The sequence below is a fragment of the Acidovorax sp. 59 genome, assembly GCF_002754175.1.
In the GTDB taxonomy this organism is placed as follows: Bacteria; Pseudomonadota; Gammaproteobacteria; order Burkholderiales; family Burkholderiaceae_C; genus Acidovorax; species Acidovorax delafieldii.
On sequence record NZ_PEET01000001.1, the window covers coordinates 2,406,057 to 2,425,786 of the forward strand.

Genomic DNA, 19,730 nt, shown 5'->3' on the forward strand with positions numbered 1-19,730 from the left:
CGCCTGCGCGGTTTTATTGCATTCACCACGGCAGCTGCAGCGTTGTCGAAACTCGACACACGGTGCATGGCGGGCGGTGGGAGTCGCTGCACCCTGGGCGCAGATCAGGCAGAGGGCCGGGAGACGGCTTCAATGAACAGGCGTCAGCGCTGTGCAAAGCCTGTCAATTGTACCGCGACAAGCCGTGTTTTGCCTATGGGACACCCGGTCTGCCCTGTGGCGCGGGCGCAGCGCTCCCAGCCAGAACCTCGAAAACCATCCGCTATCGGCCTTGCACCGCCGAGGCCAGGGTGCGCACGAGGTCGGTCTGGGTGATGATGCCAACGAGGTGATCTACATCATCCACGATGGGAATGTGATGGTGTCCGCCCTGCGAAAAGAGCGGCACAAGGTCCATCGCATGCTGGGTCGAGCGCGCCACCTGGACCGGGTGGGACATGATCTCGCCCACTGCCTGGGGTTGCCCACCACGCCCCATGACCAGTGTGCGCAACCGCTGCCCAAGCCCTTCATGGGTGTCCAGGTTGGCTAGCCGCATGAAGTCGGCCACCGTCACGATACCGATCACCTGGCGCTGCGCATCCACCACCGGCAGCGCCTTGATTTGCTGCAAACGCATCAGCGCCCACGCCTCCTTCAGCGACACGCTGGCCTCCACAGCGTGAGGCGGACTGGACATGATGTCCGCGCAGCGCAACTCTCCCAGGGTTCTCTGGAAAGCTGCGCGGCCCGCCAGGTGCAACAACCCCTCTAAATCCGCCCGGCTCACATCGAGCACCTGGTTGTAATGGGCCAGCGCCGCATCGACATCCGAGGCAGTAAAAGCGCCCTGGCTTGTTGCCACCCGCGGCGTGACACGCTGAGGATGTGGGTAGCGACGGCCTGTCAAACCGTTGTAGACCACGGCGGCGATCAACAGGAGTACGACGTTGAACAACACCGGGAATGCCGCAAGGTGCCACCCATCGCCAGAAGTCAACACCACGTACAACGCCATGGCCCCACCCGGAGGATGCAGACAACGCAATGGGACCATGAGCGCGATGGCCAACCCCACTGCCACCGCCCCCGCCAGGGCCTTGTCCGGAATCAACGCACAGCAGACCGCCCCCACCAGCGCCGACAAGGTACTGCCACCCAACACAGGCCAGGGCTGCGCCAGCGGGCTGGAGGGCATGCCAAACACCAGTACGGCACTGGCGCCCAGAGAAGCCACCATCCACGGTCCAGTGCCATTCCCCTGGGCCCACCAGCGGCTGAGCCATGCCGTGAGCAGCACACCGATCACCGCGCCCACCACAAAGCGCAGGCGCTCTTTGCCATCAATACCCAGCGGGGCGGGCCAGAAATGCCGCAGCCATTCGGCCAGGCGCGCCGCCAATGGCGGCCGGGACGGCGCAGAAGGAGAAAGGTCGGAGGGGGAAGAAGGAGGCATACAGAATAAAAAAGCGGATGCAACCGCAAGCTGCATCAACTCGGCGCAGACTGAATGGTGGCGGGCGCCGTGCAGTCAACACGCTATCACCCCGGCAAGACGACCTTCCATATGCAGCGGGTCTGATGATCAGTCCGCGATTGTGCAGGCAGAGCCATGCTGCAGGAGCGCGGGAGGTCATTGGTTCGATGGAACACCTGGCACCGGTCGGTGCCGCTGCCGCCTCCCTGCTGGAAACTACCTACAACGCAGGCTCAAATCGGCCACCCGAATCCAAAAAACACGATCTATACTGCACAAAAATTCAATACATGCATTTTAATTCATGTTTCAAATTTACCCCTTGGCTGCGGTAGCCATCAACGTTCGCAGCCATGTCACGCGGATTCGTCAGGCCTCTAGCAACGAAGACAGAGAACCCACGGAAGCCACGACCCATGCACGTGGAACCGCACGCCAGCGCCGGTACGGGTAACCCATAGGTATTCACCACCGAACGCTTGCAGTAAATTACTTTAAGCCTAAACAAAGGAGACAAGCCCCATGACCACCCGCCGCCTCGTCATCAGCCGCAGTGCCGCCCTCGTTGGCGCAGCATCCACGGGCCTGCTGCTGCCCTCCATCGTGCGTGCTCAAAGTGGCAAGGTGCGCGTGGGGTTCATGTTGCCCTACACCGGCACCTTTGCCCAGCTGGGCGTGGCCATCGAAAACGGCGTGCGCCTGGCCATCGACCAGCAGGGAGGCAGGCTCGGCGGCCGCGAGATCGAATGGTTCAAGGTCGATGACGAGTCCGAGCCCAGCAAGGGCGTGGAAAACGCCAGCAAGCTGGTCCAGCGCGACAAGGTGGATGTGCTGATTGGCACCGTGCACTCGGGCGTGCAGATGGGCATCCAGAAGGTGGCGCGCGACACCGGTGTGCTCAACCTCATCCCCAATGCGGGCGTGCACGCCGCCACCCGCGCGCTGTGCGCGCCCAATGTATTCCGCACTTCATTCAGCAACTCCCAGCCCACGCTGGCACTGGGCAAGGCCATGGTCGAAAAGGGCCACAAAAAGGCCGTGTGGATCACCTGGAAGTACGCTGCTGGTGACGAGGCGTTTGAGGGCTTCAAGGAAAGCTACACCAAGGCCGGCGGCACCATCGTCAAGGAGCTGGGCCTGCCCTTCCCCAACGTCGAATTCCAGGCGCTGCTGACCGAGATTGCGGCCCTCAAGCCTGATGCCGTCGCCTGCTTCTTCGCCGGTGGCGGCGCGGCCAAGTTCATCAAGGACTATGCGGCGGCCGGCCTCAAGGACAAGATTCCGCTGTACGGATCGGGCTTCCTTACCGAGGGCGTGCTGGACGCTGCAGGCCCCGCGGCCGACGGCATCATCACCACCATGCACTACAGCGATTCGCTGGACACGCCGCGCAATAAGCAGTTCCGCTTGGAATACGCCAAGGCCTTTCGCAGCCAGCCCGACGTGTATGCCGTGCAAGGCTACGACACCGGCCTGCTGCTGGTGCAGGGCGCCAACGCGGTCAAGGGCGACCTTTCTGCCAAACCGGCCGTCATCAAGGCGATGGAAAGCGCAGTCATCGACAGCCCACGCGGCAAGTGGACGATGAGCAAGTCGCACAACCCCGTGCAGGACATCTACCTGCGCCGCGTCGAGAACAAGGAAAACAAGGTGATCGGCGTAGCCGCCAAGGCGCTGGCCGACAGCGGCGCTGGTTGCAGGATGGGATAACCCCCCTGAGGCGCGCGCGCCTTCCCCCCGTTCTCGCAGCGCTGCGCGCAGCGGGCAGGGGGATGCAGCCCTCGCTGCAGGACAACCCTTGCTCGGCTGCCTTCCATGGGGCCGGGCCAGTTACAAACTCCACGGGTACATCGCCCGCACAAAGCCCCTCTCGCCAGTGGCTACCAGCCACATCGGCAGGCCGCCAACATCACCACATTCATGGACTTCGCCACCTTCCTGATCCAGCTGCTCAACAGCGTTCAATACGGCCTGCTGCTGTTCATGCTGGCGGCCGGGCTCACGCTGATCTTCGGGATCATGGGCGTGGTGAACCTGGCGCACGGCAGCTTTTACATGCTGGGGGCTTACCTCGCGTATTCGCTCTCAGGGCATTTCGGCAGCCTGGCGTTGGCCATCGTGGGTGGCGCGCTGCTGTCGGTGGTCTTTGGGCTGGCGCTTGAATGGCTGCTCTTTCGCCACTTCTACCACCGCGACCACCTGGACCAGGTATTGCTGACCTTCGGGCTGATCTACATCTTTGAAGAACTGCGCTCCATCCTGTGGGGCGACGATGTGCACGGCGTGCCCATCCCCAAGGTGCTGGACTGGTCGATTCCGCTCACCGACACCCTCTCCTACCCGGTCTACCGGCTGTTCATCTCGGGGGTGTGCATCGCACTGGCGGTGGCGCTGTACCTGCTGATCTCCAAGACGCGTTTGGGCATGAAGATCCGCGCGGGCGCCTTCAACCGCGACATGGCCGAGTCGCTGGGCGTGAACATCAAGCTCATCCATGCCATCGTCTTCGCGCTGGGTGTAGGCTTGGCGGCCGTCGCGGGCATGGTGGCTGCACCGGTATCCAGCGTGTACCCGAACATGGGCTCGTCGGTCCTCATCATGTGCTTTGTGGTGGTGGTGATTGGTGGCATAGGCTCAGTGCGGGGAGCACTGATTGCGGCGCTGCTGGTGGGCCTGGTCGATACGTTTGGCAAGGTGCTGCTGCCGCAGGCAGCGGGCATGCTGGTCTATATGCTGATGGCGGCCGTGCTGCTGTGGAAACCCGAAGGCCTGTTTAAGCAATGATTACCCCCATGCTCATCACTTCGTGTATCTCGCTGCCCCCCCAGGGGGCCTTCGCTGCCTTGGGGCGGCCCGGCGGCCGCTCATGAGCACCCCGCGCGCCAATATCGAAGTGCTGCCGCGCAGCGTTCAGTTCGCCCTGGCACTGGGGCTGGCTGCGTTGCTGCTGTTCCCTGTGGTGGGCAGCGACTTTTACGTACAGATGGTCACCCGCATGATGATCATGGCCATCTTTGCCATGAGCCTGGATCTGCTGCAGGGCGTGACCGGACTGGTATCACTGGGCCATGCTGCGTACTTTGGCGTGGCGGGCTACGCCCTGGCCTTTCTCACCCCTGCAGACATGCCGGTCAGCCTGTGGTGGTCGCTGCCGCTGGCCGTGGCTGTGTCCGGCCTGGTGGCACTGGTGATCGGGTTCTTTGTGGTGCGCACCCACGGCATCTACTTCATCATGGTCACCATGGCTTTTGCGCAGATGGTCTTCTACCTGTTCTTCGACAACAAGGTGCTGGGTGGATCGGACGGGCTGTACATCAACTTCCGGCCCGATGCGTCGCTCTTCGGCTGGCTGCCGTTCGATCTGGAGGGACGCAAGACCTTCTACTACTTCACGCTGGCGCTGGTGGTGCTGGTGTACGTGCTGCTGCGCCGCCTGCTGTGGAGCCCGCTGGGCCGCGCGCTGGCGGGCATCCGCATCAACGAGCACCGCATGCGCGCCATGGGCTTTGGCACACGGGGCTACAAACTCACCGCCTTCACCATCGCCGGAGCGCTGGCAGGCCTGGCGGGTTACCTGTGGGGCGCGCAGACCGGCTATGTGAATCCGGAGCTCATGGGATTTCACATGAGCGCGCACGCCATCATGATGGTCATTCTGGGCGGCATGGGCAACTTTGCAGGCGCCATCGTGGGTGCGTTTGCCTTCGAGTACCTGCTGCACGTGTTCAAGGACATCAGCAAACACTGGCAGCTTCTGATGGGAGGCTTCATCGTGCTGGTGGTGGTGGCCGCGCCGCGCGGGCTGCTGGGCATGTTTGCGCAGCGGAGCGCAGCCAAGGCTTCGGAGGGATCGCACCATGGCTGAAGTCCTGTTGTCTGCACAGAAGGTCACCAAACGCTTCGGCGGCCTGGCTGCCGTCAATGGTGTTTCGGTGGACCTGTGGCGGGGCAAGATCCATGCGGTGATCGGCCCCAACGGCGCGGGCAAGTCCACGCTGACCAACCTCCTCTCGGGCGACCTGCCTCCCACCTCGGGCCAGGTGCTGCTGGGCGGCACCAATGTGACCGGCTGGGCACCCGAACGCATCTCGCGCCAGGGCCTGGGCCGCAGCTACCAGAAGACCAACATCTTCTTGCCGCTCACCGTGCACGAAAACGTGCGCCTGGCGGCCCAGTCGCGCGATGCACAGCAACCCTGGAACCCGTTGCGCTGGTGGCAGGACACCCGCTCGGACACTATCAAAAACAGAGCAACCAGCGCACGTCTTGAAAGCGCTATCGAGCTATCCGGTCTCAAAGACCGGCGCATGGCCATTGCGGGTGCCATGAGCCACGGCGAGCAGCGCCAGCTGGAAATTGCCATGACCCTGGCCACCGAGCCGCAGGTGCTGCTGCTCGACGAGCCTCTGGCCGGCATGGGGGTGGCCGAGGCCGAGCGCATGGTGGAGCTGCTGCAGCGACTCAAGCCTGCCCACGCCATGATGCTGGTCGAGCACGACATGGATGCCGTGTTTGCGCTGGCCGACCGCCTGACGGTGATGGTCAACGGCGAGGTGATTGCGCATGGCACACCGCCCGAGGTGCGCGCCGATGCCACCGTGCAGGCCGCCTACCTGGGGGAGGACCACTGAGATGACCACTCCATGGATCGATGCCAAGGGCATCCACACCTTCTACGGCAGCAGCCACATCCTGCACGGCATTGATTTCGCCGTGGGCCAGGGCGAGACCATTGGCCTCATGGGCCGCAACGGCATGGGCAAGAGCACCCTGCTCAAGTCGCTGATGGGCCTGGTCAAGCCCCGCTCGGGCAGCGTGGCCGTGGCGGGCCGCGACATGACCGGCAAGCCGCCCTACGAAGTGGCCCGGCTGGGCATTGCCTACGTGCCCGAGGGCCGGGGCATCTTCGGCAACCTGAGCGTGGTCGAGAACCTGCAGATGGCCGCCCGCGCCGGTACACGCGGCCAGCGCGACTGGACCTACGAGCGCGTGCTGGAGACCTTCCCGCGCCTGAAGGAGCGCCTGGGCCACGGCGGCCAGCAGCTCAGCGGTGGCGAGCAGCAGATGCTCACCATCGGCCGCGCGCTGATGACCAACCCCGACGTGCTCATCCTCGATGAAGCCACCGAGGGCCTGGCGCCGCTGATCGCACGCGAGATCTGGCGCATCTGCAGCCTCATCAAGGACAGCGGCATCAGCAGCGTGATCGTGGACAAGAACTGGAAGCACGTCACGCAGATCACCGACCGCAACATCATCCTGGTCAAGGGCCAGGTGGTGTTTGACGGCAGCTCGGACGCACTGCATGCGCAGCCCCTCCTGCTGGAGCAGTACCTCGGGGTATGACCCTGTGCGGGCGATGGCGACCCGCCGATAGAATCGTCCGCTTTCGTCTTTGAGGGGTTCGCCCGTGTCTGATCGCCTGGCAGTTCTGCCGCAATACCTCCTGCCCAAGCAGGCACTGACCACCCTGGCTGGCAAGTTCGCATCGGCCCGCCTTGGCGGCCTCACCACCTCGGTGATCCGCTGGTTTGTGGGCCGCTACAACGTCAACATGGCCGAGGCGGCCAACCCCGACATTGCTAGCTACACGTCGTTCAATGACTTCTTCACGCGGGCGCTGAAGCCCGGCGCCCGCCCGCTGGCCCAGGCCGATTTGATCTGCCCTGTGGACGGTGCGATCAGCCAGTTTGGCCCCATCGCCAAGGACCAGGTTTTCCAGGCCAAGGGGCACACCTACTCCACCACCGCCCTGGTGGGTGGCGATGCGGCCGCCGCAGCCCGTTTTGACAACGGCCACTTCGCCACGCTGTACCTGAGCCCGCGCGACTACCACCGCATCCACATGCCTTGCGCGGGCGAGCTCACGCGCATGGTGCATGTGCCGGGCGACCTGTTTTCGGTGAATCCCACCACGGCACGCGGCGTACCCGGCCTGTTCGCGCGCAATGAGCGCGTGGTGTGCTTTTTTGAATCGGCCCAGGGTCCGTTCGTGCTGGTACTCGTGGGCGCCACCATCGTGGGCAGCATGGCCACCGTGTGGCATGGGCAGGTGAACCCGCCGCGCACGGGCACGCTGCGGCAGTGGGACTACGCCAAGGGCCAGGTGAGCCTGCAGCAAGGTGAGGAAATGGGCCGCTTCTTGCTCGGCTCCACCGTGGTGATGCTGTTCCCACAGGGGCCGCTGCAGTTCAACCCGCAGTGGTCGCCCACGCGCCCCATCCAGCTGGGCGAGGCGATGGCGCAGTGCACTGGCGGCTGACCTTCAGCCCATCAGCCCTTCGGCCGGAGCGCCGCGCTCACAAACGGTCTGGCGCGCGCGTGAGCCGGAAGGCGGTGGGTGCCAGGTGCAGCGCTTCAGGGTGAACGGGGGATTCGTGCCCCACCAGATACACCATGAGAGAGTTGCGGCGCACCACCACATGGCTCACGGTTTCGCGCTGGTGGTTCCATTGCACAAACGCGCCGGGCTTGAACAGGGGCATGTAGTAGTAAGCGGTGGGGTCCATGGGGCGCGGCTCCTCCCGCTACAACGGGCCCTTGCGTGAATGCGGGCCCTGACGGCGGTCCATGGCGGACCGACCGGTTCATACTAGCACCGATCCCTCCCGCCGCGGGGCGCCCATTTCAAACTGATTGCGTTGCCGCAAAGGCCAGCGTGGCCTGCAGCATGCGGCGCAGGTGCGGCTGCACGCCTGCCGCCACATCGGGCAGATAGTCAAACGGCAAGGCTTCTTGCATGTAGCTGCACTGCGTCATCTCCAGCTGCACCGCGTGGATGTTCTGCGCGGGCTGCCCATAGTGGCGCGTGATGTGCCCGCCCTTGAAGCGACCGTTGAGCACTGCGGTGTAGCCCTGGGCCTCTTTGGCGATGGACAACAGCTCCTGCGCCAGCGCCGGATCGCAGCTTTCGCCGTTGGCAGTCCCCAGGTTCAGGTCGGTCAGCTTGCCTTCAAAGAAGCGCGGTAGCACCGAGCGGATGGAGTGTGCGTCCCACAGCACCGCCACACCATGCTGCGCGCGGATGCGGTCCAGCTCGGCACGCAGTTGCGCGTGGTACGGCGCCCAGACGGCATCGCGGCGCGCGGCCACCTCGGCATCATCGGGCACATCGCCCCGGGCATAGATGGGCGTGTCGTCAAACGTATCGACCGGGCACAGGCCGGTGACGCTTTGGCCAGGGTAGAGGCTGGTCCCATCGGGCGGGCGGTTCAGATCGACCACATAGCGCGAGTGCGTGGCCACGAGGATGGACGCGTCCAGGTCCTTGGCGAACGCATAGAGGCGCTCCATGTGCCAGTCGGTGTCGGGCACCTGGCGGGCCTCATCGGTGAAGCGCGCCGCCAGCGCTGGCGGCACGTAGGTGCCCGCATGGGGCATCGACACCAGCAGCGGCGAGGTGCCGGGGTAAAGGACAAAAGGAGGTGGAGAGGTATCTGTCATCACAAGCTCAGGGGTAGGAATTCAATCGGACGCGTCAATCGGGTGCAATGGTGGCCGAGCGCGCGGCCACGAACGCATGGGCCGCTGCGTCATGCAGCGTGTGCCGGCCGCTGGCGATGCGCCGCTGCCCCGCCACCCACACGCTGTCGATGGCCGAGGTGCGGTGGCTGCCAAACACATGGGCCGACAGCATGCTGTGCGCAGGCAAATCGCGCAGCGCCAGGTGCTGCGAATCCAGCGCCACCAGGTCGGCCTGCTGGCCCACGGCGAGGCCACCAATGGCCCGGCCCGCGGCCTGCGCACCGCCCTGCACGGCCTGCAAGGCCATGGCCGTGGCCACCTCGGGTTGCGCAGCGGTGGCCAGCACATTGCGCTGGCGCAGCGACAGGCGCTGGCCGTATTCGAGCATCAGCAATTCCTCTGCCGCATTCACGCAGGCATGGCTGTCCGAGCCCACGCCCCAGCGCCCGCCGTGCTGCAGCCACAGCGGCATGTCGAAGATGCCGTCGCCCAGGTTGGCCTCGGTGGTGGGGCAGATGCCCGCCACGGCGCCCGTGCGCGCTGCGTCCTGGTACTCCTGCGGGGTCATGTGCGTGGCGTGCACCAGACACCAGCGCTCGTCCACGGGGGCGTTCTCCAGCAGCCACTGCACCGGGCGCTGGCCGCTCCAGGCCACGCAGTCATCCACTTCCTGCGTCTGCTCGGCAATATGTATGTGAATGGGCGCCTGCGGGTTCAGGGTGGTGAGGCCCTGCACGGCTGCGCGCAGGCTGTCGGGCGGCACCGCGCGCAGCGAGTGAGGCGCCAGCCCCAAAACGGCCGCTTGCGCTCTTGCAGCGGGTGCAAGGCGCTCCAGCAATGAGAGCATGTTGTCCGTGCTGCGAATGAAGCGGGCCTGGTCCGCACGCGGTGGCTTGGCACCAAAACCACTCGTCTGGTACAGCACCGGCAACAGCGTGATGCCGATGCCCGCATTCTGCGCCGCACGCAGCAGGGCCAGCGAGAGCGTGGCGTCATCGGCATAGGGTGTGCCGTCCTGGTCGTGGTGCACGTAGTGGAACTCGCACACGCTGGTGTAGCCCGCCTCCAGCATCTCCACGTACAGCCAGGTCGCAATGGCCTCCAGCGACTCTGGGGTAATGCGTGCCGCAAAGCGGTACATCAGGTTGCGCCAGCTCCAGAAGCTGTCCTGGCTTTCGCCCCGGTATTCGGTCAGGCCCACAAACGCGCGCTGGAAGGCGTGCGAGTGCAGGTTGGGCATGCCGGGCAGCACGGGGCCCGAGGCCACAGAGGTGCCGTTTGGCTGGGCGTTGGGCGTGACGGCAGTGATGCGCCCTGCCCCATCCCATGTGATCAGCACGTTGCGCGCCCAGCCCGTGGGTAGCAGTGCATCGGCGGCGAACAGTTGTTGCGTCATGGCATGACTCCGTGAATGCGCCCTTGCCGCACGATGGTGCAGGCAGGCTTTTGGCCCAGCCAGTAGGCCAGTTCGGCCGCCTCGCCCACCGGCCACAGCACAAAGTGGGCGGGCCTGCCGGATGCGATGAGGCCGTGGGTGTCTTGCAGGCCGAGCGCGCGCGCGGCGTGGGTGGTGATGCCCGCCAGCGCCTCGGGCACTGTCAGACGGAAAAGCGTGCAGGCCATGTTGGCCATCAGCAGCAGGCTCAGCGCGGGCGAGGTACCCGGGTTGTGGTCGGTGGAGACAGCCATGGGCACACCCGCTGCGCGCAGTGCCGCGATGGGCGGCAGGTGCGTGTCGCGCAGCGTGTAGTAGGCGCCGGGCAGCAGCACGGCCACGGTGCCTGCGGCCTTCATGGCGGCGATGCCATCGGCGGACAGGTGTTCGATGTGATCGCACGACAGCGCGCCATAGCGCGCGGCCAGCGCCGCACCGCCCATGTCCGAGAGCTGCTCGGCATGCAGCTTGACGGGGATGCCCAGCTTTTGGGCGACCTGAAAGACCTGCTCGGTCTCGGCCAGCGTAAAGGCGATGCGTTCGCAGAACACATCCACGGCATCGACCAGGCCTTCGGCGGCCAGGGCGGGCAGCATCTCGTTGCAGACAAGGTCGGTGTAGTCCTGGCTGCGCCCGGCGTATTCGGGCGGCAGCGCATGCGCGCCGAGGAAGGTGGTGCGCACCGTGACGCCAAAGGCCTCGCCCAAGCGGCGGGCCACGCGCAGCTGCTTGCGTTCATGCGCAAGTGCCAGGCCGTAGCCAGACTTGATCTCGATGGCGCACACGCCCTCTTCCAGCAGCGCTTGCAGGCGCGGCGCGGCCAGGGCAAAGAGCTCGTCTTCGCTGGCCTCGCGCGTGGCGCGAACCGACGACACGATGCCCCCACCCGCCTTCGCCACCTCTTCATACGTGGCGCCCGCGAGCCGCATCGCGAACTCGTTGGCGCGCTGCCCGCCGTACACCAGGTGAGTATGGCAATCGACCAGGCCGGGGGTGGTGACGGCGCCCCTGCCGTCAATGCGAGGCAAGGCGGCATAGGCCGCAGGCACCTGGGCCTGGGGCCCTGCCCACTGCACCACGCCGCCCTGCACCACCACACACGCCAGCGCGCCATCGGGCACGGGTACATCCGTAGCCCACAACGCGGCCACGGGCCGCAGGTTGGTCCACACGCCATCGGCACTGGGTGCGGAAGATGCTGGCGGGACAACGCCCTGCTTGTTGCTAACTGCTGCTGTGTTCATGGATTGATTTGCTATTTTTTATATAGCTACTGGCGCATATTCCACTAGCGCTTGCAGCTCATTTGATTCAAATTATGGTGCAGAGCCCCTGCGCAAGGCCACCCAGGCCAGCACGGGTGCATCGTCGGCAGACCCACCGCTTTCGGCGCGGCGCACGGGGGTGATCGACGGCGCTGTTTCTCCCCCTTCGTTCACCCACCACAGGCCCTGCCCCGCTGCCAACATCCGCACTTGGTGGGTATCGCAGTCCTCGCATCGCCAGGCGCCCCGCAGCACCATGCACAGGCCCGCTGCAGCCCCCTCAGCGGGCGGCGGCACATCGCGCAGCACCTTCAGGTTCCCGGTCCACTCACCCCGGCGCAGCATCAGGTTGAAGTCGGTGGAAACACCGCCCAGCATGCGGCAGTCCACCGGCTCTTCACCGGAGAACGCAAACGGCTCCCAGCGGTGCGTCAGCGCGTGCTGCCAATGTACTTCTGCGCCTTGCAGATGTACGCCATCGCCATCCAGCAACATGATTTGCCGATCCACCCCCACAAAGGCCGAGAAAGGCCCGGGGCGTGCAATGGTGGCAACGCTCACGCGCCATGCAAAGCTGTCCATGCCCGCGCCGGGCGGCCAGCACGCCAGCTCGCGTGTGCTGCCGCCGCCGTTCTTCCAGGGCACCGGGGGCGTGGAGGCCAGGTCCAGAAACTGCTTCACGCGCCTTCACCCTGCGGCACACCGTTCCCGTCCACCAGCAGCGGGAACAGCGGGTGGTCCATGGCTGCCCCAGCGGGCAGCTGGTCCGCCAGCCCCGGGAACTCGGGCGAGGTCTTCCACGGCCTTGGCGCGTGGCGCGTGTCGTCGCCCAGAAAACGCACCGAGAACACGCGGCGCCGGTTGGGCCCCTCCACCCCGCCGGACGCATGCAGCGTGAGCATGTGAAAACACACCACGTCGCCCGGCTCGATCTCCCAGCCCACGATTGGGAAGGCATCGCGGTCGGCCTCGACGTTGGGCAGATCCTGCAGGCTGCCTTCAGGGAACCACTTGGCCTGGTTGTCCATGAAGGTGCGCGGCATGAGCCAGGGGCCCTTGTGCGATCCCGCCACAAACTCCAGCGTGGCCGCACGCGAGACCGGGTCCACTGGTATCCACATGCTCACGTTCTGCCTGCCTTCGATGTTGTAGTAAGGCTGGTCCTGGTGCCAGGGCGTCTTCTGGCGCGTGCCAGGCTCCTTCACCAGCACATGGTCGTGGTACAGCCGCACGGTGCGTGACTGCATCAGGCGCTGCGCGGCCAGGGCCAGCGGCGTGTCGCGCACAAAGCGGCCAAACTGCGGGATGTCCTGCCAGTTGCAGAAGTCCTCGAAGAAGCGGCCCGGGTCATCCGGCCTGCTGGCCACTTTGGCGCGCGGGCTGGGCGCGGCCAGATTGGCGTCGATGCCGTCGCGCAGCAGCGCTACCTCTTCGGGCGTGAGCAGCTGCTTGATGCAGATGGCGCCGTCGCGGTCAAACCGCGCGATGTCGTCGGCGGTCAGGCGCTCCTGCAAGCGCTGTTGAAAGTGCTGTTGTTGGCTCAGGTCACTGGCAGGTGAAACCGGGTGCATACGAGCTGTCTCCTTGTAGGCTATTGACCGTTGTCGTCCATCACGCACACCCAGCCTCAGGCGCGCGTGAGCACCGCCTGCAGAAAGGAGCGCGTGCGCTCCTGCGTGGGGTTGGTGAAGATGGTGGCAGGCTGGCCGGACTCAATGATCCCGCCGCCGTCCATCACCACTACCACGTCGCCCACCTCGCGCGCAAAGTCCATTTCGTGCGTCACGACCATCATGGTCATGCCTTCGCTGGCCAGCAGCTTCATGACCTGCAACACCTCGCCCACGAGTTCCGGGTCCAGCGCCGACGTGGGCTCGTCGAACAGCATCACGCGCGGCTCCATGGCCAGTGCGCGGGCAATGGCCACGCGCTGCTTTTGCCCGCCCGACAGGCTGGCAGGCATGGCCAAAGCCTTGTGCGCCAGGCCCACCTTGGTCAGCAGGGCCTGTGCGCGCTCCTCGGCCTCCTTGCGCGAGAGGCCGCGCAGCTTGCGCGGACCCAGCGTGACGTTGTCGAGCACCGACAGGTGCGGAAACAGGTTGAACGACTGAAACACCATGCCCACCTCTTCGCGCAGAGCGTTCAGGTCATGGTCAGGCAGCATGCGGCCGTCCTGCACCAGCGTGCGTCCGCAAATTTCCACGGTGCCGCCCTCGGGCTGCTCCAGCCCGTTGCAGCAGCGCAAAAAGGTGCTCTTGCCCGAGCCACTGGGCCCGATGACCACCACCACCTGCGACGGCAGCACGTCAAAGTCGATGCCGTTCAGCACCACGTGGCTGCCAAACGACTTGCGTAGTCCGCGAATGCGCACGATGGGCTCGGCGGATGGGCTTGCTCCGGTCATCACAGAATTTTTCTTCATTGCACCATCCCCCCGGCACGCAGGCGCAACTCCATGCGGCGCAGCACCAACGAAGTGACACCCGTGAGGATGAAATACACCACCGCAATCGCCAGGTACACCTCCAGCGAGCGGTACGACACGCTAATGATCTTCTGCCCTTCGTGCATCAGGTCGTGGATGGTGAGCAGCGACACCAGTGCCGAGTTCTTGATCAGCGCGATGAACTCATTGCCCAGTGGCGGAATCATGCGCACCACGGCCTGTGGCAGCACTACGGTGCGCATGGCCAGGCCCGACGACATGCCGATGGAACGCGCCGCCTCCATCTGTCCCTTGTCAATGGACTGGATGGCGCCGCGCACCACTTCGGACACATAGGCGCCCGAATAGATGCCCAGGCCGATCACGCCGCACACAAAAGCGGGCAGCAGGATGCCGAACTGCGGCAGGCCAAAGAACAGGATGAACAGTTGCACCAGCAGCGGCGTGCCACGGATGGCGGCCACGTAGGCGGTGCACAGGGCGTAGACCACGCGGCGCTTGGGGTTCAGGCGGCCAATGCCCACCAGCAGGCCCATGACGCAGCCCAGCAGCAGCGAGGCAGCCGTGATTTCCACAGTGACCAGCGCACCCGCCAGCAACTGGGGCAACCCGGCCCAGACAGGAGAAAAATCGAGTTCCATGGCTCAGTTCGGCAACGTGTGGCTGCGGTTTACTTGGCAGCGCTGTTGCTGAACCACTTCTTGACGATGGCCGCATAGGTGCCATCGGCCTTGAGCTTGGTGATGGCACCGTTGACGGCCTTCGTCAGCTCGGGCGTGTCCTTGCGCAGGGCCATGCCGTACTCTTCGGTGGTGAGCTGCTCGTCGAGCACGCGCAGGCCGGGACGGGTGCGCACATACTGGAACGCGGCGGGTTTGCCGGTCACGGCAGCATCAGCGCGGCCGATGTCCACCAGGTTGAACATCTCCTGGTTCTTTTCGACCTCGACACGCTGCACCTTGGGGAATTTCTCGGTCAGGTACGCCACCGACTTGGTGCCCACCTGCACGCTGACCTTCTTGCCGTCCAGGTCGGCCAGCTTGTTGATGGCCTTGTTGTCGGCCTTCACCATCACCACCAGGCCACCGGCATAGTAGGAGTCGGTGAAGTCCACCACCTTCTTGCGCTCGTCGGTGATGTAGATGGCCGAGACCGCCATGTCAAAACGCTTAGAAATCAGGCCGGGAATCAGGCCCTTGAAGTCGATGTCCACCCACTCGACCTGCTTGCCCATGGTCTTGGCAATGGCCTCCACCAGCTCGATGTCGAAGCCCGTGCGTTTGCCGTTCTCGACAAACTCCATGGGCGGGAACGTGGCATCGGTGCCCACACGCAGGACGTTGTCCTGGGCCTGTGCACCCGTGGTGCAGAAGGCTGCGGCGGCCAGGCTGGCCAGAAGAAGGTTGCGGCGAAGGTTCATGGGGAAAGCTCCTGAGGAGGGGTGAGGGAAATCAGGGAGAAGTGAGTTGGCGGGAAATGCGCGCTGCGGCGACGACGGCCATGCCGGTGAGTGCGGTCTCCTGCCCCTGGGCCCGCAAGATCGGGGCCATCAGGGTGATGGCTCCGGCGGCCTGCCGGGGAGAACCGAACACGGGCACGCTGACGCCCCAGACACCGGCATCCACTTCGCCGGAGCTGACGGCGTAACCCGCCTTGGCAATGCCTTCCAGCTCGGTCAGCGCCGCCTGGCGCTCAGCAGTGTCTGCGCCGTAGTGCAGGTCCAGAATGGCATTGCGCGTGGCGGGGGCCACATGGGCAAGCAGGCACTTGGCGGAGGCACCCGCGCGCAGCGGCACGCTGCGCCCTTTTTCAAACGAGCAGCGCAGGGCCTGCGTGCTGTCCACCATGTCCAGGCACACCACGCTGTCATTCACGGCCACCACCAGCCCCACGCTCTCGTGGGACTGCCGGGCCAGGGCCTGCATGTCCGGCCGCGCGTGGTGCACCAGGTGCGACGCCATGTCAAAGCCCAGCGCCAGTTGCAGACTCAGCGGCCCGGGCGCGTAGTGCCCGCTGCTCTCCAGCACAAAGCCCCACAGCTTGAGCCGCGCCAGCTGCCGGTACAGCGTGCTGCGCGCCAGGCCCGTGGCCTCCATCAGCTCGGCAGCCGACATGGGTTGCCCGTGCTGCGCCAGCACCGCCAGCACGTGCAGAACACGGTCGGCGGCGGCAACGGAGGTGGGTCCACGGGTGGGCATGGACTCAGTATCAAAGGATTGCAGCGGCATTCAAACCCAACATTCCCAACGAATGGGAATGCAGTTCCCTTTTTTCACATTCCTGTCATTCCCTCCCTCGCCCCTTCACTTCACCATGGGCAGCTTCAGGCCCTGCTTCTTGGCCGTCTCCACAGCCAGTTCGTAGCCAGCATCGGCATGGCGCATCACGCCGCTGCCGCAGTCGTTGACCAGCACATTGGCAAGGCGCTGGGCCGCGGCTTCAGTGCCGTCGGCCACGATGACCATGCCCGAGTGCTGGGAGTAACCCATGCCCACGCCCCCGCCGTGGTGCAGGCTGACCCAGGTGGCGCCACCCGAGGTGTTGAGCAGCGCGTTGAGCAGCGGCCAGTCGCTCACGGCGTCGGTGCCGTCCTTCATGCCTTCGGTCTCGCGGTTGGGGCTGGCCACGCTGCCGGTGTCCAGGTGGTCGCGGCCGATGACGATGGGGGCCTTGAGCTCACCGTTCTTCACCATCTCATTGAAGGCCAGGCCCGCAATGTGGCGCTCGCCCAGGCCCAGCCAGCAGATGCGCGCGGGCAGCCCCTGGAAGGCGATGCGCTCACCCGCCATGTCGAGCCAGCGGTGCACGTGCTTGTTCTCGGGGAACAGCTCCTTGATCTTGGCGTCGGTCTTGCGGATGTCTTCCGGGTCACCCGACAGGGCCACCCAGCGGAACGGGCCCTTGCCTTCGCAGAACAGGGGGCGGATATAGGCGGGCACAAAGCCGGGGAAGTCGAACGCGTTCTTCACGCCTTCGTCAAACGCCACCTGGCGAATGTTGTTGCCGTAGTCCACCACCGGGATGCCCATGTGCTGGAAGTCGAGCATGGCCTGCACATGCACGGCGCAGGACTTGGCAGCGGCCTTCTTCAGCACCTCGTGCTGTGTCACGTCCTGCTGCGCGGCACGCCACTGGGCCACCGTCCAACCTGCGGGCAAGTAGCCGTTGACGAGGTCGTGGGCCGAGGTTTGGTCTGTCACCAGGTCGGGCTTGAGGCCGCCGGCCTTGGCACGGCGCACCAGCTCGGGCAGGATTTCTGCGGCGTTGCCCAGCAGGGCGATCGACACCGCCTCCTTGGCCGCCGTGTGCTGCTGGATCAGCTCGAACGCGTGGTCAATGTCGCGCGCCTGCTTGTCCACGTAGCGTGTGCGCAGGCGGAAGTCGATGCTGCTTTGCTGGCATTCGATGTTGAGCGACACCGCGCCCGCAAAGGTAGCGGCCAGCGGCTGCGCGCCGCCCATGCCGCCCAGGCCAGCGGTCAAGATCCAGCGCCCTTCGAGCGAGCCGCCAAAGTGCTTGCGTCCCGCCTCGGCAAAGGTCTCGTACGTGCCTTGCACGATGCCTTGCGTGCCGATGTAGATCCAGCTGCCGGCGGTCATCTGGCCGTACATGAACAGGCCCTTCTGGTCCAGCTCGCTGAAGTGTTCCCAGTTGGCCCACTTGGGCACCAGGTTGCTGTTGGCCAGCAGCACGCGGGGCGCGTTGGCATGGGTCTTGAACACGCCCACGGGCTTGCCGGACTGAATGAGCAGGGTCTCGTCGTCGTTCAGGTCCTTGAGCGAGGCGAGGATCTGGTCAAAACACTCCCAGTTGCGCGCGGCACGGCCAATGCCGCCGTACACCACCAGGTCCTGCGGGCGCTCGGCCACCTCGGGGTCGAGGTTGTTTTGGATCATGCGGTAGGCGGCCTCGGTGAGCCAGCTCTTGCAGGTGAGCTGGCTGCCGCGCGGCGCGCGGATCACGCGGCTGGCGTCGTGGCGGGGGTCGGTGTTGGAGGCGGCGGCGATGATGGCGTCGTTGGCGTTCATGGTGGGCTCCTGTGAATCAATGGGGTATGCGTAGAGAAAATCAGGCGAAGCTGGGCAGGCACTGGGTGAGCGCTGCAGGCCAGGTGGACTGCTGGGCCCATGCGCGCATGGCTTCGATGTCGGGGGCGAGGTAACGGTCCTGCTCCAGGTAGGCCACGCGCTCGCGGATGGCGGCGAATTGCGCTTCGATGAGGGGCGAACTCTTGAGGGCACGGTCGAACTCCATTCCCTGCGCGGCCGCCATGGCCTCGATGCCGACCATCACCGCCGCATTGCGCACCATGTCGCCCAGGCGCCGCGCGCCGTAGGTGGCCATGGAGACATGGTCCTCCTGGTTGGCCGATGTCGGCAGGCTGGTCACGCTGCTGGGGTTGGCCAGGCACTGGTTCTCGGCCGCCAATGCGGCGGCGGTGACCTGGGCGATCATGAAGCCCGAGTTCACGCCGCTGTCGAGGATCAGGAAGGCGGGCAGGCCTGACAGGCCTGGGTCCAGCAGCAGCGACAGGCGACGTTCAGAAATCGCACCCATCTCGGCCACGGCCAGCGCAATGATGTCGGCTACAAAGGCCACGGGCTCGGCGTGGAAGTTGCCGCCAGAGATCACGTCGCCGTTGTCAAAGACCAGAGGGTTGTCGGACGCTGCATTGGCCTCAATGGTCAGCACGCGCGCGGCGTGGTGCAGGTTGTCCAGGCAAGCGCCCATCACCTGCGGCACGCAGCGGATGGAGTACGGGTCTTGCACGCGGCCGCAGTTCGGGTGCGAAGGGTCGATGGCGCTGCTGTCGAGCAGCGCACGCACGGCGGCCGCCACGGCGATCTGCCCGGCCTGGCCACGTGCCTCGTGAATGCGTGCATCAAAGGGTTTGACAGAGCCCTTGATGGCTTCGAGCGACAGGCAGCCCGCAACCAGCGCGGCGGCAAAGACGCTCTCGGCGCCAAACAGTCCGGCCAGTGCCAACGAGGTGGATACCTGCGTGCCGTTGAGCAGCGCGAGCCCTTCCTTGGGGCCCAGCACAAACGGCTGCAAACCGATGGAGCGCATGGCCTCTGCCCCCGGCACCACCTTGCCGTCCACCTTGGCCTGGCCTTCACCAATCAGCACACAAGCCATGTGTGCCAGCGGCGCCAGGTCGCCCGACGCGCCCACCGAGCCCTTGGCCGGAATCACGGGCAGCACATTGGCGTTGGCCAGGGCCAGCAACGCATCCACCAGCTCGGGGCGCACGCCCGAGTGGCCGCGCGCCAGGCTCACGGCCTTGGTCGCGAGGATGAGGCGCACCACGTCGTCCGGCAAAGGATCGCCTGTGCCCACGCTGTGCGACAGCACCAGATTGCGCTGCAGCTCGGCCAGGCGCTCGTGCGCAATCTTGGTGCTGGCGAGCTTGCCAAAGCCGGTGTTGATGCCATAGACGACCTGGTCTTCATCGACGATGCGCTGCACAGTGGCCAGGGACTTCTGCAAACCCGCGCGGGCCGACGCATCGAGCACCAGTTGCACAGGGCCCGCGTGGATGCGGCGCAGCTCGGCCAGCGTGACGCGGCCGGGGTGCAGGGTGAGGGATGAAGCGTTGTGTGTCATGGCATTGATCCTGTATATACAAGTAGGTACAAGCGAAAAAATCTGTGCTTTTGGCGA

At 65.4% G+C, this 19,730-nt stretch carries 19 protein-coding genes; 6 read left to right on the forward strand and 13 right to left on the reverse strand.

Features of this window, described 5'->3' with window-relative positions:
* Positions 1-262 precede the first annotated feature (262 nt).
* Entirely contained in the window at positions 263-1,435 is a 1,173-nt protein-coding gene (locus CLU87_RS10800; protein WP_233193767.1) for an HPP family protein, read from the reverse strand.
* Between the two features lie 543 nt (positions 1,436-1,978).
* On the opposite strand from CLU87_RS10800, the gene CLU87_RS10805 reads away from it, so the two are divergent.
* The 6 genes from CLU87_RS10805 (at position 1,979) to asd (ending at position 7,718) form a co-directional block, all read left to right on the forward strand.
* Positions 1,979-3,166, forward strand: coding sequence for an ABC transporter substrate-binding protein (locus CLU87_RS10805; RefSeq protein WP_099730449.1), 1,188 nt, complete (start codon positions 1,979-1,981; stop codon positions 3,164-3,166).
* Positions 3,167-3,376: 210 nt separating this feature from the next.
* Complete coding sequence (locus tag CLU87_RS10810; protein ID WP_099730450.1) at positions 3,377-4,240, forward strand: branched-chain amino acid ABC transporter permease; 864 nt, start codon at positions 3,377-3,379, stop codon at positions 4,238-4,240.
* A gap of 82 nt (positions 4,241-4,322) precedes the next feature.
* The gene (locus CLU87_RS10815; protein WP_056063564.1) at positions 4,323-5,321 is read left to right on the forward strand and encodes a branched-chain amino acid ABC transporter permease; all 999 of its coding nucleotides are present in this window, start codon (positions 4,323-4,325) and stop codon (positions 5,319-5,321) included.
* Positions 5,314-6,087 carry an ABC transporter ATP-binding protein gene (locus tag CLU87_RS10820; RefSeq protein ID WP_056063566.1) on the forward strand — a complete coding sequence of 258 codons (774 nt, stop codon included), beginning with the start codon at positions 5,314-5,316 and terminating at the stop codon, positions 6,085-6,087. The genes CLU87_RS10815 and CLU87_RS10820 overlap by 8 nt, the downstream gene beginning before the upstream one ends.
* A gap of 1 nt (position 6,088) precedes the next feature.
* Entirely contained in the window at positions 6,089-6,802 is a 714-nt protein-coding gene (locus tag CLU87_RS10825) for an ABC transporter ATP-binding protein (RefSeq protein ID WP_099730451.1), read from the forward strand.
* A 64-nt stretch (positions 6,803-6,866) separates the two neighbouring features.
* A complete protein-coding gene (gene asd, locus CLU87_RS10830) occupies positions 6,867-7,718 on the forward strand; it encodes an archaetidylserine decarboxylase (RefSeq protein ID WP_099730452.1) in 852 nt (283 codons plus the stop codon).
* Between the two features lie 37 nt (positions 7,719-7,755).
* Here asd and CLU87_RS10835 read toward each other — a convergent pair whose 3' ends face one another.
* From CLU87_RS10835 to hutH, 12 genes are all read right to left on the reverse strand, one after another.
* The gene (locus tag CLU87_RS10835) at positions 7,756-7,965 is read right to left on the reverse strand and encodes a hypothetical protein (protein ID WP_056063577.1); all 210 of its coding nucleotides are present in this window, start codon (positions 7,963-7,965) and stop codon (positions 7,756-7,758) included.
* Positions 7,966-8,083: 118 nt separating this feature from the next.
* Positions 8,084-8,899 (reverse strand): N-formylglutamate deformylase, encoded by an 816-nt coding sequence (hutG, locus tag CLU87_RS10840; protein ID WP_099730453.1) that lies wholly within the window; start codon positions 8,897-8,899, stop codon positions 8,084-8,086.
* Positions 8,900-8,933: 34 nt separating this feature from the next.
* A complete protein-coding gene (locus CLU87_RS10845; protein WP_099730454.1) occupies positions 8,934-10,316 on the reverse strand; it encodes a formimidoylglutamate deiminase in 1,383 nt (460 codons plus the stop codon).
* On the reverse strand, positions 10,313-11,599 hold the full coding sequence (hutI, locus tag CLU87_RS10850) for an imidazolonepropionase (protein WP_099730455.1): 1,287 nt from the start codon (positions 11,597-11,599) through the stop codon (positions 10,313-10,315). Before hutI ends, CLU87_RS10845 begins: the two co-directional genes overlap by 4 nt.
* Positions 11,600-11,671: 72 nt before the next feature.
* Complete coding sequence (locus CLU87_RS10855) at positions 11,672-12,301, reverse strand: HutD family protein (RefSeq protein ID WP_099730456.1); 630 nt, start codon at positions 12,299-12,301, stop codon at positions 11,672-11,674.
* The gene (locus tag CLU87_RS10860) at positions 12,298-13,191 is read right to left on the reverse strand and encodes a phytanoyl-CoA dioxygenase family protein (protein WP_099730457.1); all 894 of its coding nucleotides are present in this window, start codon (positions 13,189-13,191) and stop codon (positions 12,298-12,300) included. The genes CLU87_RS10855 and CLU87_RS10860 overlap by 4 nt, the downstream gene beginning before the upstream one ends.
* 56 nt (positions 13,192-13,247) lie before the next feature.
* Positions 13,248-14,042 (reverse strand): amino acid ABC transporter ATP-binding protein, encoded by a 795-nt coding sequence (locus CLU87_RS10865; protein WP_005794442.1) that lies wholly within the window; start codon positions 14,040-14,042, stop codon positions 13,248-13,250.
* Entirely contained in the window at positions 14,039-14,707 is a 669-nt protein-coding gene (locus CLU87_RS10870) for an amino acid ABC transporter permease (RefSeq protein WP_010465675.1), read from the reverse strand. Before CLU87_RS10870 ends, CLU87_RS10865 begins: the two co-directional genes overlap by 4 nt.
* A 29-nt stretch (positions 14,708-14,736) precedes the next feature.
* Complete coding sequence (locus CLU87_RS10875; protein ID WP_010465677.1) at positions 14,737-15,486, reverse strand: glutamine ABC transporter substrate-binding protein; 750 nt, start codon at positions 15,484-15,486, stop codon at positions 14,737-14,739.
* A gap of 31 nt (positions 15,487-15,517) precedes the next feature.
* Positions 15,518-16,264: an IclR family transcriptional regulator gene (locus tag CLU87_RS10880; RefSeq protein WP_233193768.1), complete on the reverse strand. Its 747-nt coding sequence runs from the start codon at positions 16,262-16,264 to the stop codon at positions 15,518-15,520.
* Between the two features lie 105 nt (positions 16,265-16,369).
* Positions 16,370-18,094, reverse strand: coding sequence for a urocanate hydratase (hutU, locus tag CLU87_RS10885; protein ID WP_056746312.1), 1,725 nt, complete (start codon positions 18,092-18,094; stop codon positions 16,370-16,372).
* A gap of 40 nt (positions 18,095-18,134) precedes the next feature.
* A complete protein-coding gene (gene hutH, locus CLU87_RS10890) occupies positions 18,135-19,673 on the reverse strand; it encodes a histidine ammonia-lyase (protein WP_099730459.1) in 1,539 nt (512 codons plus the stop codon).
* Positions 19,674-19,730: the final 57 nt, after the last annotated feature.

What these genes read in the sequence shown, in the direction of transcription:
- CLU87_RS10800 (WP_233193767.1), bottom strand. Translation starts at nt 1,435, where the DNA reads ATGCCTCCTTCTTCCCCCTCCGACCTTTCTCCTTCTGCGCCGTCCCGG.
- CLU87_RS10805 (WP_099730449.1), top strand. Translation starts at nt 1,979, where the DNA reads ATGACCACCCGCCGCCTCGTCATCAGCCGCAGTGCCGCCCTCGTTGGC.
- CLU87_RS10810 (WP_099730450.1), top strand. Translation starts at nt 3,377, where the DNA reads ATGGACTTCGCCACCTTCCTGATCCAGCTGCTCAACAGCGTTCAATAC.
- CLU87_RS10815 (WP_056063564.1), top strand. Translation starts at nt 4,323, where the DNA reads ATGAGCACCCCGCGCGCCAATATCGAAGTGCTGCCGCGCAGCGTTCAG.
- CLU87_RS10820 (WP_056063566.1), top strand. Translation starts at nt 5,314, where the DNA reads ATGGCTGAAGTCCTGTTGTCTGCACAGAAGGTCACCAAACGCTTCGGC.
- CLU87_RS10825 (WP_099730451.1), top strand. Translation starts at nt 6,089, where the DNA reads ATGACCACTCCATGGATCGATGCCAAGGGCATCCACACCTTCTACGGC.
- CLU87_RS10835 (WP_056063577.1), bottom strand. Translation starts at nt 7,965, where the DNA reads ATGGACCCCACCGCTTACTACTACATGCCCCTGTTCAAGCCCGGCGCG.
- hutG (WP_099730453.1), bottom strand. Translation starts at nt 8,899, where the DNA reads ATGACAGATACCTCTCCACCTCCTTTTGTCCTTTACCCCGGCACCTCG.
- CLU87_RS10845 (WP_099730454.1), bottom strand. Translation starts at nt 10,316, where the DNA reads ATGACGCAACAACTGTTCGCCGCCGATGCACTGCTACCCACGGGCTGG.
- hutI (WP_099730455.1), bottom strand. Translation starts at nt 11,599, where the DNA reads ATGAACACAGCAGCAGTTAGCAACAAGCAGGGCGTTGTCCCGCCAGCA.
- CLU87_RS10860 (WP_099730457.1), bottom strand. Translation starts at nt 13,191, where the DNA reads ATGCACCCGGTTTCACCTGCCAGTGACCTGAGCCAACAACAGCACTTT.
- CLU87_RS10865 (WP_005794442.1), bottom strand. Translation starts at nt 14,042, where the DNA reads ATGAAGAAAAATTCTGTGATGACCGGAGCAAGCCCATCCGCCGAGCCC.
- CLU87_RS10870 (WP_010465675.1), bottom strand. Translation starts at nt 14,707, where the DNA reads ATGGAACTCGATTTTTCTCCTGTCTGGGCCGGGTTGCCCCAGTTGCTG.
- CLU87_RS10875 (WP_010465677.1), bottom strand. Translation starts at nt 15,486, where the DNA reads ATGAACCTTCGCCGCAACCTTCTTCTGGCCAGCCTGGCCGCCGCAGCC.
- CLU87_RS10880 (WP_233193768.1), bottom strand. Translation starts at nt 16,264, where the DNA reads ATGCCCACCCGTGGACCCACCTCCGTTGCCGCCGCCGACCGTGTTCTG.
- hutU (WP_056746312.1), bottom strand. Translation starts at nt 18,094, where the DNA reads ATGAACGCCAACGACGCCATCATCGCCGCCGCCTCCAACACCGACCCC.
- hutH (WP_099730459.1), bottom strand. Translation starts at nt 19,673, where the DNA reads ATGACACACAACGCTTCATCCCTCACCCTGCACCCCGGCCGCGTCACG.